This is a genomic window from Bradyrhizobium sp. I1.14.4, assembly GCF_050435825.1.
Lineage (GTDB): Bacteria > Pseudomonadota > Alphaproteobacteria > Rhizobiales > Xanthobacteraceae > Bradyrhizobium.
In genome coordinates, this window is sequence record NZ_JBNDLA010000002.1 from 654,423 (window position 1) to 669,192 (window position 14,770).

Here is a 14,770-nt window from a genome sequence, read left to right on the forward strand (position 1 = left end):
GTCATACCCCGCGAAAGCGGGGCATCCAGTACGCCGCGGCTTCTCGACGATACTCTGACGTCTCTGGAATTCTGGATCACCCGCTTTCGCGGGTGATGACCATCGTGGTAGTGGAGCTACATAGCTGTAGTTTACCTACGCGTAGCCCCGCCAGGACTGACCCATGCACGACATCAAAGCCATCCGCGACAACCCGACAGCCTTTGACGCCGGCCTGAAGCGCCGCGGGTTAGAGGCCTTGTCGCCGTCGCTGCTGGCGATCGACGAGAAGCGCCGTGCCGCGATCCTGGCGTCCGAGCAGGCCCAGGCGCGGCGCAATGCGGCCTCCAAGGAGATCGGCGACGCCAAGAAGGCCAAGGATGAGGGGCGTGCGGCCAAGCTGATGGCCGAAGTCGCGGAGCTGAAGACGACGATGCCGCAGCTCGAGCTGGCGGCGAAATCGTCCGACGACGAGCTGACCAGGGAGCTGTCGTCGATTCCGAACTTGCCGCTCGACGAGGTGCCCGACGGCACCGACGAGCACGGCAATGTGCAACACCATGTGTTCGGCAAGAAGCGCGACTACGGCTTTGCGCCGAAGCCGCATGACGATCTCGGCACCGCGCTCGGCGACATGGATTTCGAGGCGGCGGCGAAATTGTCCGGCGCACGCTTCGTCGTGCTGAAGAAGGGGCTGGCGCGGCTCGAGCGTGCGATCGGGCAGTTCATGCTCGATTTGCACACCGGCGAGCATGGCTACACCGAGATCAATCCGCCGCTTCTGGTGCGCGATGCCGTGATGTTCGGCACCGGCCAGTTGCCGAAATTCGAGGACGACCAGTTCTGGGCGATCAAGGGTGAATTGCTCTCGGCACCGAATGCCGATCTGCGCGGCGAGCGCCTCGGCCTGATTCCAACCGCTGAAGTGTCGCTGACCAACCTCGCGCGCGAATCCATCCTCGACGAGAAAGAACTGCCGATGCGGCTCACCGCGCTGACGCCGTGTTTTCGTGCCGAAGCCGGTGCGGCGGGACGCGATACGCGTGGCATGATCCGCCAGCACCAATTCACAAAGGTCGAGCTGGTGTCGATCACGACGCCGGAAGCCAGCAAGGATGAGCTCGAGCGCATGCTGTCTTGCGCCGAGCAGGTGCTGCAGAAGCTCGACCTGCATTATCGCGTGATGACGCTGTGCGCCGGCGACATGGGCTTCTCGGCGCAGAAGACCTACGACATCGAGGTCTGGATGCCGGGGCAGGGCGAAGGCGGCGCCTATCGCGAAATCTCGAGCTGCTCGGTGTGCGGCGATTTCCAGGCCCGCCGCATGGACGCCCGCTATCGCGGCCCCGACGGCAAGCCGCGCTTCGTGCACACGCTGAACGGCTCCGGCACGGCGGTCGGGCGCGCCCTGATCGCAGTGATGGAGACCTATCAGCAGCAGGACGGTTCGATCGCGGTGCCCGATGTGCTGCAGCCCTATATGGGCGGGCTCAAGGTCATCGAGCACGGCATGTAAGGCGAGGGCCAGTGTGATGCCGCTCCACCGTGACATCCACTGGCTTGGCCGACAATGGGCCGTCACCGGCCACGGTCTGCAGCTGATCAATCAGAAGCAGATGGGCTATTACGACATCGAGGCCGCGCGCTTGTGGGAAGCGCGCGTGACCGAGCTGCAATCGAAGGCCTGGATCGACAGGCCGGACTTCGACAAGGCACTGGAGATCGCGCGCGGCAAGTTCGTCCAACTGGCGCCGGCCGATCTGCCACCGGCAGCGACGATTGCGCCGCCGCCTCCGGTCCAGGCTATACCGCCGGCCCCACCGCGCGCTCCGCTCGAAGCGACATCGGTGCCCACGATCGAGGAGCTGCTGGCCAGGCTGAAATCGAAATCGGCTGCACCGGCGCCGGTCGCAAAACCCGCCGAGGCGCCCATTGTGGCGCCAGCCGAAACCAAACTACGCAGGCTTGAGCCTCGCGCCGTCGAACCCACCAGGTCGGAGGATCCAAAGTCGGAGCTCCCGAAGCCTCCCGAGCCCGAGCTTCTCCAGACCGCGCCGGTCGCCCCCGAGCCGCCCAAACCCGCCCTTCGGACGGTTGAGCCGCCGAAAGCTGAACCTGCCAGCTCGGAGCTCGCCAAACGCGAGGCCGCCAAACCTGAGCCGTCCAGATCTGAGCCGCCCAAATCTGAGCGGCCCAAGTCTGAGCTGCCCAAGTCCGAACCTGTCAGGACTGAGCCTCCCAAACCCGAGCTTCGCGAAACGGCAGCGGTCGCCCGCGACGCGCTCCGACCTGGAGCTCGGGAGCATGAACATCCGAAGGCCGAGCCTGCCAGGTCCGAAGCTCGCCAGGCCGCTCCGGCTAAGCCGGAGCCACGCGCGCCGACGCCGTTACCGCTTGGCGTCGCGGTCGTTCGGAATCCGCCACCGCTGGGGCGAGCCAGGCCCGCCTGGCCGGTGTTCGAGCGCAAGATTGCCGGCAGCGGCAGATTTGTGCGTCCGTGGCGCGTGACGTCGGCGCGATGGCACGGGCCTTCGTCAGGTTTGCCTCGGCGGCCCTAGCCGGTTAAGACGGCCCGTCGACCCAAGAAAACCGCGTCGAACCGGTACGAGAGGCACTTTGACGGATGCGAATTCTTTGCACCAATGACGACGGCATCCACGCTCCAGGCCTGCAGGTCGTCGAGCAGATCGCCCGCGCGTTGTCCGATGATGTCTGGATCGTTGCCCCCGAGCTCGATCAGTCCGGCGTCTCGCATTCGCTGTCGCTCAACGATCCGTTGCGTCTGCGCGAAGTCAGCCCGCGTCATTTCGCGGTGCGCGGCACGCCGACCGATTGCGTCATCATGGGCGCGCGCCACATTCTCGGAGACAAGCTGCCCGATCTCGTGCTGAGCGGTGTCAACAAGGGCCGCAACGTTGCCGAGGATGTGGTCTATTCCGGCACCATCGCCGGCGCGCTGGAAGGCACCATCCTGGGCTTTCCGTCATTTGCGCTGTCGCAGGAATTCTCGATCGAGACGCGCAACGCGCCGCTGTGGGACACCGCACTGAAATTCGGACCAGACATCATCCGCAAGGTGATCGGCGCAGGCGTTCCCAGGAATACCGTCATTAACGTCAACTTCCCGTCCTGCATGCCCGATGACGTCAAGGGCATCCGGATCACGCGGCAAGGCAAGCGCAATCTGGGTTTCCTGAAGATCGATCGCCGTCACGACGGACGCGGCAATCCATATTTCTGGATTGGTTTCGAGCGGGCGGCGATGATGGATAAACCGGCCGAAGGCACCGATCTGGCCGCGCTTGCGGCGCGCTACGTCTCTGTGACGCCGCTACGGCTCGACCGCACCGATGAAGCGTTTTCGGAAGCGCTGACCGCGACGCTGAAGTGATCTCGGGATGACTGCTAAACGGGCGCGCGCTTCATCGCGCTGGAGATCATCTGGGCCAGTGTTTCCAGCTGGAAGGGCTTTTGCAGCGCCGGACGGTCACGATACTCCGGCGGCAGGCCGGACGAGCCATAGCCGGTTGCGAAGATGAAGGGGCGGTTGCGGGCGTTGATCAGCTCGGCAACCGGGGTGATGACCTTGCCATTGACGTTGACATCGAGGATCGCGAGGTCGAACTCGGTGGATTGCGCGAGCTTGACTGCTTCGCCGATTTCGCCGGCCTCGGCAGCGACGCTATGGCCGAGTTCCTCCAGCATGTCGGCGACCATCATCCGGATCATGACCTCGTCCTCCACGAGGAAAACTGAACAGCCCGCCGGCCGTGTCGCTGTCATGATGGAATCCTTGCCCGTCCCTGAAATAAGCTCGCAAATAACACTACGAGGCGCAACGCAAACGTTTCGGAATTGGCCCTTTTTCGGGCGCGCAAACAGTGTTTGGCGCGTCGCCCTGACTTGGTGCGCAGCATTCGCCCAACGCCAGCGACGCGTGGCCGCTCACCGCGAGCCCTAGCCCGCGCCAGCCGGTCGTTAAACCGCGCGTCGTTTCGATTATATGTGGACCCGCCGGACCGGCGCCAAGGTGAAATCGCGCAATGGTTCCTGACCGGGAACAAAACGCAACGGGAAATTTTTCCTTAACGTGGCATTTCGGATTTCAATGGCATCAAGCTGAGCAAGATTCCGCGCTGCCGCCCAGAGACGCTGATGAACATGGCCGTGACCCCCGATCCGACCGAGAAGATGATGTTTCAGCTCACCCTGCGGCGGCGAGGGGTGAGCGATCAGGCGGTGTTGCGCACCATGGAGGAGGTGCCGCGGGAGGTCTTCGTCGACCCACGCGATCGCAACGAGGCCTATCGCGACAGTGCGCTTGCGATCGCCTGCGGGCAGACCATCAGCCAGCCTTTCGTCGTGGCCTACATGACCGAGCAGCTGAAGCTGCAGAAGCATCACCGCGTGCTCGAGATCGGCACCGGCTCGGGTTACCAGGCGGCCGTCCTCTCCCGGCTGTGCAAGCAGGTCTTGACCATCGAGCGCTACCGGACACTGGCTGACGGCGCTCGCAAGCGCCTCGAAAAGCTCGGCTACCACAACATCGAGGTGCTGCTCGGAGACGGCTTCGACGTCCCGGCCGGGGCAGGCGATTTCGACCGCATCATCGTTACCGCGGCGATGGAGGAGATTCCGGAGAAGCTTCTGGAGCGGCTCAATCCCGGCGGGATATTGATCGCCCCGGTCGGGCCGCATCAGGGCACCCAGACCCTGGTTCGGGTGGTACGGACGGAGAACGGCTTCGACCGCAAGGAATTGGTCGACGTCCGCTTTGTGCCGGCGCTGCCGGGAATCGCGCGCGAATTGTGAATTTGGCGATTTGCCGCTTGGCGCCAACGCCTTATTCGCAGGGTTAAGCGGTTATTTACTCGGTACGTGTTTACTCAAAACAGTCTTTTGTTGCGTACGAGTGAGTAACCATGTCTGGGGTTGTTGAGTTGCTTCGCTCGCGTCGCGCACCGCAGGTTGCGGTGCTGACGCTGATGTCCATGGCTTTTGCCGGTTGCAGCGCGGACATGTCGTCGCGCTTCTCGCAAAACTCCTACTCGCAAAATCCGTTTGCGTTTGATCCGCAGCCGACCGGCACCGTGCAGGCGCCCCCGCCGCGCGAGCTGCCGCAATACGCGCGGCCGCGAACGCAACCGCAGTACTCGCAGTATCAGTCGCAGCCGTTACCGCCGCCGGTTGCAGCGCCGCAGTCCTATCCGGTCGCCAACGCGGGCGTCTCCGGAGGCGGGCACGGGCTTTCGTCCTACACACCGCCGTCCGCGCGCCCGCAGATCGAATCCACCGGCACCGTTCCGCGTTCGGTCGCGGCGGCGCATGCCGGGCATAACGGCACCACCATCATCGTCGGCACCAGCGACACGCTGGAAGTGCTGGCGCGCCGCTACAACGTGTCGACGGCCGAGATCCTGCGCGCCAACGGTTACAAGGGACCGCGCGCGCTGTCGCCCGGCCAGCAGCTGATCATTCCGCGCCCGACGGCGTCAGCGGCGGCGCCGGCGATGGCGGCACCTGCCGCGCGGCCGGTCGCCGTGGCAGCGGCGCCTTCCGGCATCCACTATGTCAATCGCGGTGACACGCTGCACAGCATCGCGCGCCAGCACCACATCCCGGTGGCTGAGCTCGCCCGCGCCAACAATCTCGATCAGTCGGCCCGGCTCAACCTCGGCATGAAGCTCGTCGTGCCCGGCGCCAAGACTGCAATGGCGGCACCAGCGTCCGGCGCGCAGCCCGTTGCTGCTGCGCCAGTCGCCGCTGTGGCTCCGGCACCGGCCGTGGCGGCGCCGAAGGTCGTCGCGACCGCGCTGCCGCAGCAGAGTGCGCGGCTGGTCCAGCCGACCGCGACTGTCGAACAGCCGGCTGCCGCCGCTGAAGCGCCTGTCGCCACCAAGTCGAGCGAAGCCACCGGCGCGTTGCCGACCTTCCGCTGGCCGGTGCGCGGCAAGGTCATCACCGCCTATGGATCGAAGACCAACGGCAAGGTCAATGACGGCATCAACGTCGCGGTGCCCGAAGGCACGCCCGTGAAGGCGGCCGAAGACGGCGTCGTTGCTTATTCGGGCAATGAGCTGAAGGGTTACGGCAACCTCGTGCTGGTTCGCCACTCCAACGGCTACGTCACCGCCTACGCCCATACGAGCGAAATCCTGGTGAAGCGCGGCGATACCATCAAGCGCGGCCAGGTGATCGCCAAGTCGGGCCAGTCGGGTGAGGCGGGCTCGCCGCAGCTCCATTTCGAGATCCGCAAGGGATCGTCCCCGGTCGATCCGCTCCAGTTCCTCAACGGCGCGTAGGTTACGCGTCGGACTTCCAAGTCTCACAACAAAGACAACGGGGGAGGCGCAAGCCTCCCCCGTTTTGTTTTGAATTAGAAGTCGAAGGTCATGCCGGTTGTCACTGCGCTCGCCTTGTTGCCGGCGACCACATTGTTGTTGGCGTCGCGACCGCACACGCCATAACCATGGCCGCTCACGCCGAGGCAGTAATGCGCACCGGGGCCGTTGCGCAAATAACTGCCGACAAGGTACCAGGTCGCAAACGGGCTGAAGTGGTACTTGACGCCCGCTGCATACTGGTCGGCGCTGCTGTCCGCCGTGTTAAGCGCAAAGTCGGCCGATCCCGCTGCCGGAGTAACGGTGTAGTTGTTGAACACGCCGGTCCCGGGTGACCCGGGAGAGGCGTTGGCATGAGCCCAGGACGCACTCACATCCCAGGCGCCGACCGACTGCGTGGCGCTGATGAAATAACCGTCGCGCGATCGCTCGTTGAAATCAGCAACGGTGTTCTCGCGGCGCAGAATCTCATAGATGCCGTAGAGTTGCAGTTTACCGATGCCGTCGTTGAAGCCATAGCCGGCGCCGAGCTTCGCAGCCCATTCGTTGGCGATGCCGACGGCCCCCGGCGGCACGATCAACACGCCGCCATTGCTTAAAGGCGTGACGGCTTCGTCGCCGGTACGGTTGGTGCCCTCATGCATCTCATAGGCGGCGACCGCTGTGAACGGCCCCTGATTGTAGGTCAGTGAGGCGCTGTAGAGGTTACCGTAGGAGCCATCGGTGCAGCCTTCCGGCGCTGATGTCAGCGGGAAGCCACTACCGCTGCCGCGCGATGACGTACCCGGACAGTTGAAGTCGCCGAGCGCAAAGTCGCTGTTGTCCTTGGCGGTGTTCTGCCCGGGTGAGGCCATCAACGTCGCCTGGAAACCGTTCCAGACAGGGGATTCGTACCAGACCGCGTGCGCTGCACGCCAATCGAACTCGGCGCGCAGGTCGCCGCCGGTGTTGCCCATGATCGAATTGTAGTCGCCGAGCGTAGCGGAGAATGGATCGAACTTCGCCGTGGACTTCTTGTACGGTGTATCCGCCTTGCCGGCCTTGATCGCACCCCACGGCGTTTCCATTCCGATGAAGCTGTCGCGCGTGCCGAACGCGGCACGCTCGGTTGGAGTTGCTGCAACCTCGACCAAGGATTCGAATTGGGCTACGGCGGCCCATCCGGCGAAGCCGTACGGCTCGAGATTGTGACGCGCGCGCACGCCGAAATAGGTCAGGTTGCTCGCGACGCCGAACTTGTTGCCCTGATCGAATACGCCCGCGTTGAAGAAATCGCCCGATAGATCAACGTGGCCGTAAAGCGTGACGGTGGTGTTGTCGACGAAGGCGTTGCCGCCCGGTGCCTTGCTGTAGAGCGGCGCACCTCCGATGCTGACGACGGCATGTTCGGGAGGCGGTGACGTCGCGGACGGCGCAACGGCGGCGTGCTGCACAGGATTGCCCTTTGGCGTCATGGTAGGCGTTCCAGCGGCGGCGGCATGCCCTGAGATATGATTAACGCGGTCGCGTAGCTGTGCATTCTCCTTGGCCAGTTTCGTGTTGCTTCGTTCGAGTGCATCCAGGCGTGCCATCACGTCGTCGAGCGTTGCCGCGTGCATCGGCTGTTGCGCGAGCGCCAGGCAAATCGCCGCGGATGCAGTTCCTGCGAGAAGTCCCTTCTTCATTTAATCCCCCATTTGCTGGATCACCTCAGCGGGGTGCTGAGGCCGCAAACGGGTGAAACGGTAATGTATACCACACACCAGATACATGGGGTCGAAACGCGGCGAGATTAACAAACACGTTCTGTGACATTATAGGTACTATAGTACTATTGCGCTGCATCAATTTGTCGCATCTGTTATTTGGAATAAATTTTTGAATGCAGAGAACGTATTGAAATCACGCAATGAACGCGCGGTACAAAACTGCGACAGGTACCGACAAATTACGGTTGCGTCGCAATATCTTGGACGCGTATTGGAATAATGGATGCCAGATCGCAGGCGGATAATGGTTTTATATTACCGTATTGGATCGTGGCCTGCTGAGATCCGCTCGACCATGTCACGCAGGAATTGCGGTGGCCCATACGCGTGCCACTCTCCGTCCGACTGCAGCAGCAGGGGCCGCCGCGTGTCGCGGCTGAAGGCTTCGAGCCAGGCGCGCGCTTTCCCCTTCGGACGCAGGCCGACGGCAACCGCGACATCGACCGGGATCGTCCGCCAAGTGAAGCTTGCGGGAAGGAAGATGAGATCGGATTTGTCCGGGCGCATCCAGTCGGGCAGCGGACTTGTCGGCGCAAGCCAGCCGCAGACGAAATTCCGGCAGGGGTCTACCGGGCGCTCGTCGTAGATCGTGCATTTGCCAGCGCTGCTGAACGGGCACGGCCGGCCCGGATGGACGTCGTGGTCACGAATCCGGATCTTCAGCCAGCCATCGCAGCAAGCGGTGCACTCGCCACATCGTCTCGCAGTCGTGCTTGGGTCGGCCGGCATGGGTGGAGTGTAGCCATGCCGCGCCGAATTCAGAAGGCCTGTGGCTGACCGGCTGACCGGAAGCGCAACTCGCGCTAAGCCCCGCTCAGCCTTACGCCGAGCCGGCCCGCCAGCTCCTGCGTGTACTGCCAGGCGACGCGGCCGGAGCGCGAGCCGCGGGTGGTCGACCACTCGAGCGCCTCGCGCTCGAGTTCGTCCTCGGCGATCTCAATGCCGTAATGGTCGCAATAGCCCTTCACCATCGCGAGGTATTCGTCCTGGCTGCAGCGGTGGAAGCCGAGCCAGAGGCCAAAGCGGTCCGACAGCGAGACCTTCTCCTCGACCGCTTCGCCCGGATTGATCGCAGTCGAGCGCTCGTTCTCGATCATCTCGCGCGCCAGCAGGTGCCGCCGGTTCGAGGTCGCATAGAGGATGACGTTGTCGGGGCGTCCCTCGATACCGCCTTCCAGCACGGCCTTCAGCGACTTGTAGGAGGCGTCGTTGCCGTCGAACGAGAGGTCGTCGCAGAACACGATGAAGCGGAAGGAGGAGTTGCGCAGCAGCTCCATCAAACCGGGCAGGCTCTCGATGTCCTCGCGATGGATCTCGATCAGCTTCAACCGGTCGGCGGGCTTGCGGTCGACATTGATGCTGGCATGCGCGGCCTTGACCAGCGAGGACTTGCCCATGCCGCGAGCGCCCCACAGCAGGGCGTTGTTGGCGGGCAGTCCGTTGGCGAAGCGCTCGGTGTTCTCCATCAGGATATCGCGCATCCGGTCGACGCCCTTGAGCAGGCCGATCTCGACGCGGCTGACGCGCGGCACCGGGGCCAGGCGTCCGTCCGGGTGCCAGACAAAGGCGTCCGTGGCGCCGAACGACTCGGCCGGATCGGAGGTCGGGGAGGCGGCCGCGAGGCGGCTGGCAATGGTCTCAAGGGCGTTCGCGATCCGCTCGGCGGCCGCGCCGTCGAGCGCCGTTGCCGGGCGTTTTGTCGCGGCGTTTGCGGCGCGCTTGGCGGCAGCTTTGGGGGCTGCTTTGCTGGTTGTTTTACTGGTGGTTTTGCTGGTGGATTTCTTGGCTTTTTTCGGCATTTGTCCAGTTCCTGACGGCGCAGCCTTATCGGGCTGGCGGCGGTCCCGCAAGCGCCCTAAATGAAGCGCCGTTAACGTTGCAATTGGGACCGCGGCCGCTATAGTCCGCGCGAATTTGTCCGGACCGCCATACCGCCCCGAACCCGAGGGCACTGCCGGTTCTTTCCCGTCTTATCCGAGGATCGTTCGAATGCTGATTACTCCTGCGTTTGCCCAGGCTGGAGCTGGCACTGACACCAACAGCATGTTGATGTCGCTGCTGCCATTCGCGCTGATCTTCGTCATCATGTACTTCCTGATTCTGCGCCCGCAGCAGAAGAAGGTGCGCGATCATGCCGACCTCGTGAAGAACATCCGCCGCGGCGACACTGTCGTGACCTCGGGCGGCCTCGTCGGCAAGGTGACCAAGGTGGTCGACGACGACCAGATCGAGTTCGAGATCTCGGACGGCGTTCGCGTGCGCCAGATGCGGCAGATGATTTCGGGCGTGCGGACCAAGGGTGAGCCTGCGAAGGGCGACGCCAAGGACGAGGCGTCCGCGAGCTGATCGCCGCGGAAGCCTTTTGCCGAATCTGACAGGTCAATTCGATGTTGTATTTCACGCGGTGGCGAGCGCTGGGGATTATCCTGACAGCGCTGGTGGTCTGCCTGTGCGCCGTGCCCAATTTCTTCCCCGAAGCGCAGGTGAAGACCTGGCCGGCCTGGGCGCAGCGGCGCCTCGTCCTCGGCCTCGACTTGCAGGGCGGCTCATATCTGCTGCTCGAGGTCGACTCCAACTACGTGAAGAAGGAGAAGCTCGATCAGATTCGCGACGATGCCCGGAAGGTGCTTCGTGAAGCCAAGATCGGGTACACCGGCCTCAACACACGCAACGACGCCGTGGAAGTCCGCATTTCCAAGGAAGGCGACCAGGCGACGGCGTTGTCGAAGCTCCGCGAGCTGTCGCAGCCGCTTGGCGGACTGCTCGGCTCCAGCGGCCAGCGCAGCCTCGAGCTTGCGGATGCCGGCGGCGGCCTGATCCGCCTGACCGTCCCGCAGGCCGCGGTCACCGAGCGTATCCGCCAAACCATCGAGCAATCGATCCAGATCGTCGAACGGCGCGTCAACGAACTCGGCACGGTCGAGCCGGTGATCCAGCGTCAGGGCACCGACCGCATCCTGGTGCAGGTGCCGGGCCTGCAGGATCCGACCCGCCTGAAGGAATTGCTCGGCAAGACCGCCAAGATGGAATTCCGGATGGTCGACACCTCGGTGTCGCCCGACCAGGCCCAGCAGGGCCGGCTGCCTCCGGATTCCGAACTGCTGATGAGTGCTTCGCCGCCGCCGGTTCCGTACGTCGTCAAGAAGCAGGTTCTGGTTTCCGGAGGCGAACTCTCCGATGCCCAGCCCGGCTTTGACCAGCGCACGGGCGAGGCGATCGTCAGCTTCCGCTTCAATACCTCGGGCGCACGCAAATTCGCTCAGGCGACCGCGGAAAACGTCGGCCAGCCGTTTGCGATCGTGCTGGACAACAAGGTGATCTCCGCGCCGGTGATCCGCGAACCGATCACCGGCGGCTCCGGCCAGATCTCCGGCAGCTTCACCGTGCAGTCGGCCAACGATCTGGCGATCCTGATGCGCGCCGGCGCGCTGCCGGCGCCGCTGACCGTGATTGAGGAACGCACGGTCGGTCCCGGCCTCGGGCAGGACTCGATCGAAAAGGGCGAGCTCGCGGCCTATGTCGGCTCGATCCTGGTCATCGTGTTCATGCTGATCACCTATCGGCTGTTCGGGGTGTTCGCCAACATCGCCGTGGCCATCAACGTCGCCATGATCTTCGGGCTGTTGTCGCTGCTCAACGCCACGCTGACGTTGCCGGGCATCGCCGGCATCGTACTGACCGTCGGCATCGCGGTCGATTCCAACGTGCTTATCTACGAGCGCATCCGCGAGGAATTGCGCGGTGGCCGCAACGCGATCTCGGCGATCGACGCCGGCTTCAAGCGGGCGCTGGCGACCATCCTCGATTCCAACATCACCACCTTCATCGCTGCCGCCGTGCTTTTCTACATCGGCACCGGGCCGGTGCGCGGCTTTGCCGTGACGCTCGGCATCGGCATCATCACCACGGTGTTCACCGCCTTTACCCTGACGCGCCTGATCGTCGCGGCATGGGTGCGGTGGAAGCGGCCGCAAACCGTGCCGATCTGAGAGGCCTATTGTGACTCATACCGTTCTCATTGGCCTTGGCATCCTGATCACCGTGCTGACCGTGGTCGCGGCGCTCGGCCTGATGCCGTCGCTGCGCATCGTGCCTGACGACACGCATTTCGACTTCACGCGCTTTCGTCGCATCAGCTTCCCGATCTCGGCGCTGCTTTCGATTCTCGCCATCACGCTATTCTTCACCCATGGCCTGAATTTCGGCATCGACTTCAAGGGCGGTACGCTGCTGGAGGTACAGGCCAAGTCCGGTACAGCCGACATCGGCGCGATGCGCGCGACCTTGAACGGTCTCGGGCTCGGTGAAGTGCAGTTGCAGCAATTCGGTGGTCCGGCCGAAGTCCTGATCCGCGTCGCCGAACAGCCGGGCGGCGATGCCGCGCAGCAGGAGGCGGTAGGCAAGGTCCGCGGTGCGCTCGGCGAATCCGTCGACTATCGCCGCGTCGAAGTGGTCGGGCCGCGGGTCTCCGGCGAGCTGCTCGCTTTCGGCATGCTCGGCCTCATGCTCGCAATTGTCGGCATCCTGATCTACCTCTGGTTCCGGTTCGAGTGGCAGTTCGCGCTCGGCGCCATGATCGCCAACGTCCACGACATCGTGCTCACGATCGGCTTCATGTCGATCACCCAGGTCGATTTCGACCTCACCAGCATCGCGGCGCTGCTGACGATTCTCGGCTATTCGCTCAACGACACTGTCGTGATCTACGACCGTATCCGCGAGATGCTGCGGCGCTACAAGAAGATGCCGATGCCGCAGCTGCTGAACGAATCGATCAACTCGACGCTGTCGCGCTCGATCATCACCCACGTCACCGTAACGCTGGCGCTGCTCGCGCTGCTGCTGTTCGGCGGCCAGGCGATCCATAGCTTCACTGCCGTGATGATGTTCGGCGTGGTGCTGGTCGGCACCTACACTTCGATCTTCATCGCGGCGCCCATCCTGATCTATCTCGGTGTTCACACCACGCGGGGCGAGGCGCAGGACGCGCCCGCCAAGAAGCCGGACGCGGCGGCAGCCAAGAAGTAGCCGGTCATGAGCAACTCCTCGGACGCTCCCCATCTTCCGAGGTCGGCGCCGATCGAGGCCTACGGCAAGGGCGGCTTCGCCTTCGCCGATATGTCGCACCGCGGCTCGCTGTTGTGCCTGCCTGATTCGATCTGGGCCTGGCCGGTCACGAGGCCCCAGGAGATCGATGAAGACTCGCTGCAAAAGGTGTTCGCGGCAGCCAATGCGATCGACACGCTGATCGTCGGCAGCGGCACGGAGGTCTGGGTGCCGCCAAAGGGCCTTCGCGAAGCCCTGCGCGCAGTGCGGGTGGTGCTCGACCCGATGCAGACGGGACCTGCGATCCGCACCTATAACATCATGCTTGGTGAGCGGCGTCGCGTCGCGGCGGCGCTGATCGCGGTGCCATGAGCACGATGGAGGCGCCGAAAGACGGCGCGGCCTTCTGCGCCGATCTGGTGCGGACCCACGACTTCGTGCGCTACGCGTCGACCCTGTTCATGCCGGGGCCGGAACGGCGGGCGCTGCTCGCGATCTACGCCTTCAACATCGAGGTCTCGCGCGTGCACGAGCAGGTCAGCCAACCGCTGCCCGGCGAGATGCGGCTGCAATGGTGGACCGACATGCTGGCCGGCGCCGGGCACGGCGGCGTCGAGGGCAATCCGGTCGCAGCCGAGCTGCTGTATGCTATCCGCAATCACCGCCTGCCGGTCTCGCCGTTCTCGCAGCTGGTTGAGGAGCATCAGTTCGATCTCTACAACGACCCGATGCCGTCGCTTGCCGCGCTCGAGGGCTACCTCGATGCCACGGCGTCGGCGCTGTTCTCGCAGGCCACGCGCGTGGTGGCGCGGCCGTCGGAGGCGATCGATCACCTGGCCCGTCATGCCGGCCTCGCCCAGGGCATGGCGCAGGTCATCGCGGCGTTTGGCCGCGACGCCTCACGGCAGCAGCTGTTTCTGCCGCTGCAGCTATTGCAGCAGCACGGCAGCAGCAAGGAGGAGGTGTTTGCCGGCAAGCCCACGCCGAACATCCGAGCTGCGATCGATCAGCTTGCGGACGAGGCCCAGGGCAACCTCAAGACCGCTTTCGGGCTGCTGGCCGATGTGCCATCCGGCGTGAGGCCGATCTTCCTACCGCTCGCCCATATCAGGCGCGAGTTGAACCGGGCGAGGCGAGCCGACAACGACCCGTTCCTGCCGAAGCCGGTCTCACGCCTGCGCACGCTCTGGACGTTGTGGCGAGCTGCGCGCACCGAGGAGTTCGGTCGCTAACGCATCATCCCGAAAAGTGCGAAGCGGTTTTCGCTCGCGACAAACGCGTAGCGTTTGCGCGGAGATGATGCTCAACTCGGCTCCTTCGAGATGTGCTTGGTGAATATCCGGATCGTCGCACCCTTGACCACCGGACCGCTGTCAAAAATGTCGGATGCGATCATCTCGATAGCGTCGCGCAGCGCAACGAATTGCGCCTGCCGGGCAATGCTCGCCGTTCCACGCGTGCCGGCCAGTTCGTCCATTGCGGCGTCGCTGATCCGGCATTCAATTTCCTGGTCGCCGTACATCATGGTGAATCCGAACGCCAGGCGTTCGGAATCATATCCCCCGATACGGCCACGGGTGAGTGGCATTAAGCTTGTCCCTTGAGCGCGCTAGCCCTCGAAAGATTGGCGCTTCGAGCTGCGTTTGTCGAGAGTGG

The 14,770-nt window shown here is 64.0% G+C and carries 15 protein-coding genes; 10 read left to right on the plus strand and 5 right to left on the minus strand.

What is annotated here, in order from left to right:
* Positions 1 to 163 precede the first annotated feature (163 nt).
* The 3 genes from serS to surE all read left to right on the plus strand — a co-directional run bounded on the left by serS (position 164) and on the right by surE (position 3,370).
* A complete protein-coding gene (gene serS / locus ABIB78_RS06905; protein WP_429022906.1) occupies positions 164 to 1,495 on the plus strand; it encodes a serine--tRNA ligase in 1,332 nt (443 codons plus the stop codon).
* Between the two features lie 16 nt (positions 1,496 to 1,511).
* Positions 1,512 to 2,537: a hypothetical protein gene (locus ABIB78_RS06910; protein ID WP_429022908.1), complete on the plus strand. Its 1,026-nt coding sequence runs from the start codon at positions 1,512 to 1,514 to the stop codon at positions 2,535 to 2,537.
* A gap of 65 nt (positions 2,538 to 2,602) precedes the next feature.
* On the plus strand, positions 2,603 to 3,370 hold the full coding sequence (gene surE, locus ABIB78_RS06915; protein ID WP_429022910.1) for a 5'/3'-nucleotidase SurE: 768 nt from the start codon (positions 2,603 to 2,605) through the stop codon (positions 3,368 to 3,370).
* Between the two features lie 14 nt (positions 3,371 to 3,384).
* On the opposite strand, the gene ABIB78_RS06920 is transcribed toward surE, so the two are convergent.
* Positions 3,385 to 3,762: a response regulator gene (locus ABIB78_RS06920; protein ID WP_429022912.1), complete on the minus strand. Its 378-nt coding sequence runs from the start codon at positions 3,760 to 3,762 to the stop codon at positions 3,385 to 3,387.
* 372 nt (positions 3,763 to 4,134) lie between these two features.
* On the opposite strand from ABIB78_RS06920, the gene ABIB78_RS06925 reads away from it, so the two are divergent.
* Both ABIB78_RS06925 and ABIB78_RS06930 read left to right on the plus strand, forming a co-directional pair.
* Positions 4,135 to 4,791 (plus strand): protein-L-isoaspartate(D-aspartate) O-methyltransferase, encoded by a 657-nt coding sequence (locus ABIB78_RS06925; protein WP_429022915.1) that lies wholly within the window; start codon positions 4,135 to 4,137, stop codon positions 4,789 to 4,791.
* A gap of 110 nt (positions 4,792 to 4,901) precedes the next feature.
* Positions 4,902 to 6,281: a peptidoglycan DD-metalloendopeptidase family protein gene (locus tag ABIB78_RS06930; RefSeq protein ID WP_429022917.1), complete on the plus strand. Its 1,380-nt coding sequence runs from the start codon at positions 4,902 to 4,904 to the stop codon at positions 6,279 to 6,281.
* A gap of 74 nt (positions 6,282 to 6,355) precedes the next feature.
* Here ABIB78_RS06930 and ABIB78_RS06935 read toward each other — a convergent pair whose 3' ends face one another.
* From ABIB78_RS06935 to ABIB78_RS06945, 3 genes are all read right to left on the minus strand, one after another.
* Positions 6,356 to 7,984, minus strand: coding sequence for a porin (locus ABIB78_RS06935; protein ID WP_429022919.1), 1,629 nt, complete (start codon positions 7,982 to 7,984; stop codon positions 6,356 to 6,358).
* A gap of 339 nt (positions 7,985 to 8,323) precedes the next feature.
* The gene (locus ABIB78_RS06940; protein ID WP_429022922.1) at positions 8,324 to 8,797 is read right to left on the minus strand and encodes a hypothetical protein; all 474 of its coding nucleotides are present in this window, start codon (positions 8,795 to 8,797) and stop codon (positions 8,324 to 8,326) included.
* A gap of 74 nt (positions 8,798 to 8,871) precedes the next feature.
* The gene (locus ABIB78_RS06945) at positions 8,872 to 9,867 is read right to left on the minus strand and encodes an ATP-binding protein (RefSeq protein ID WP_429022924.1); all 996 of its coding nucleotides are present in this window, start codon (positions 9,865 to 9,867) and stop codon (positions 8,872 to 8,874) included.
* A 190-nt stretch (positions 9,868 to 10,057) separates the two neighbouring features.
* Here ABIB78_RS06945 and yajC point away from each other — a divergent pair, with 190 nt between their 5' ends.
* From yajC to ABIB78_RS06970, 5 genes are read left to right on the plus strand one after another with little or no spacing between them, the layout of a single operon-like run.
* Entirely contained in the window at positions 10,058 to 10,414 is a 357-nt protein-coding gene (gene yajC / locus ABIB78_RS06950; RefSeq protein ID WP_166295821.1) for a preprotein translocase subunit YajC, read from the plus strand.
* 41 nt (positions 10,415 to 10,455) lie between these two features.
* Entirely contained in the window at positions 10,456 to 12,057 is a 1,602-nt protein-coding gene (gene secD, locus ABIB78_RS06955) for a protein translocase subunit SecD (RefSeq protein WP_429022926.1), read from the plus strand.
* 10 nt (positions 12,058 to 12,067) lie between these two features.
* On the plus strand, positions 12,068 to 13,096 hold the full coding sequence (gene secF, locus ABIB78_RS06960; RefSeq protein WP_429022928.1) for a protein translocase subunit SecF: 1,029 nt from the start codon (positions 12,068 to 12,070) through the stop codon (positions 13,094 to 13,096).
* A 6-nt stretch (positions 13,097 to 13,102) separates the two neighbouring features.
* The gene (locus tag ABIB78_RS06965; protein WP_429022930.1) at positions 13,103 to 13,486 is read left to right on the plus strand and encodes an Mth938-like domain-containing protein; all 384 of its coding nucleotides are present in this window, start codon (positions 13,103 to 13,105) and stop codon (positions 13,484 to 13,486) included.
* Positions 13,483 to 14,346: a phytoene/squalene synthase family protein gene (locus ABIB78_RS06970; protein ID WP_429022933.1), complete on the plus strand. Its 864-nt coding sequence runs from the start codon at positions 13,483 to 13,485 to the stop codon at positions 14,344 to 14,346. The genes ABIB78_RS06965 and ABIB78_RS06970 overlap by 4 nt, the downstream gene beginning before the upstream one ends.
* 71 nt (positions 14,347 to 14,417) lie before the next feature.
* Here ABIB78_RS06970 and ABIB78_RS06975 read toward each other — a convergent pair whose 3' ends face one another.
* Complete coding sequence (locus tag ABIB78_RS06975; RefSeq protein ID WP_429022934.1) at positions 14,418 to 14,702, minus strand: DUF1488 family protein; 285 nt, start codon at positions 14,700 to 14,702, stop codon at positions 14,418 to 14,420.
* Positions 14,703 to 14,770 lie beyond the last annotated feature (68 nt).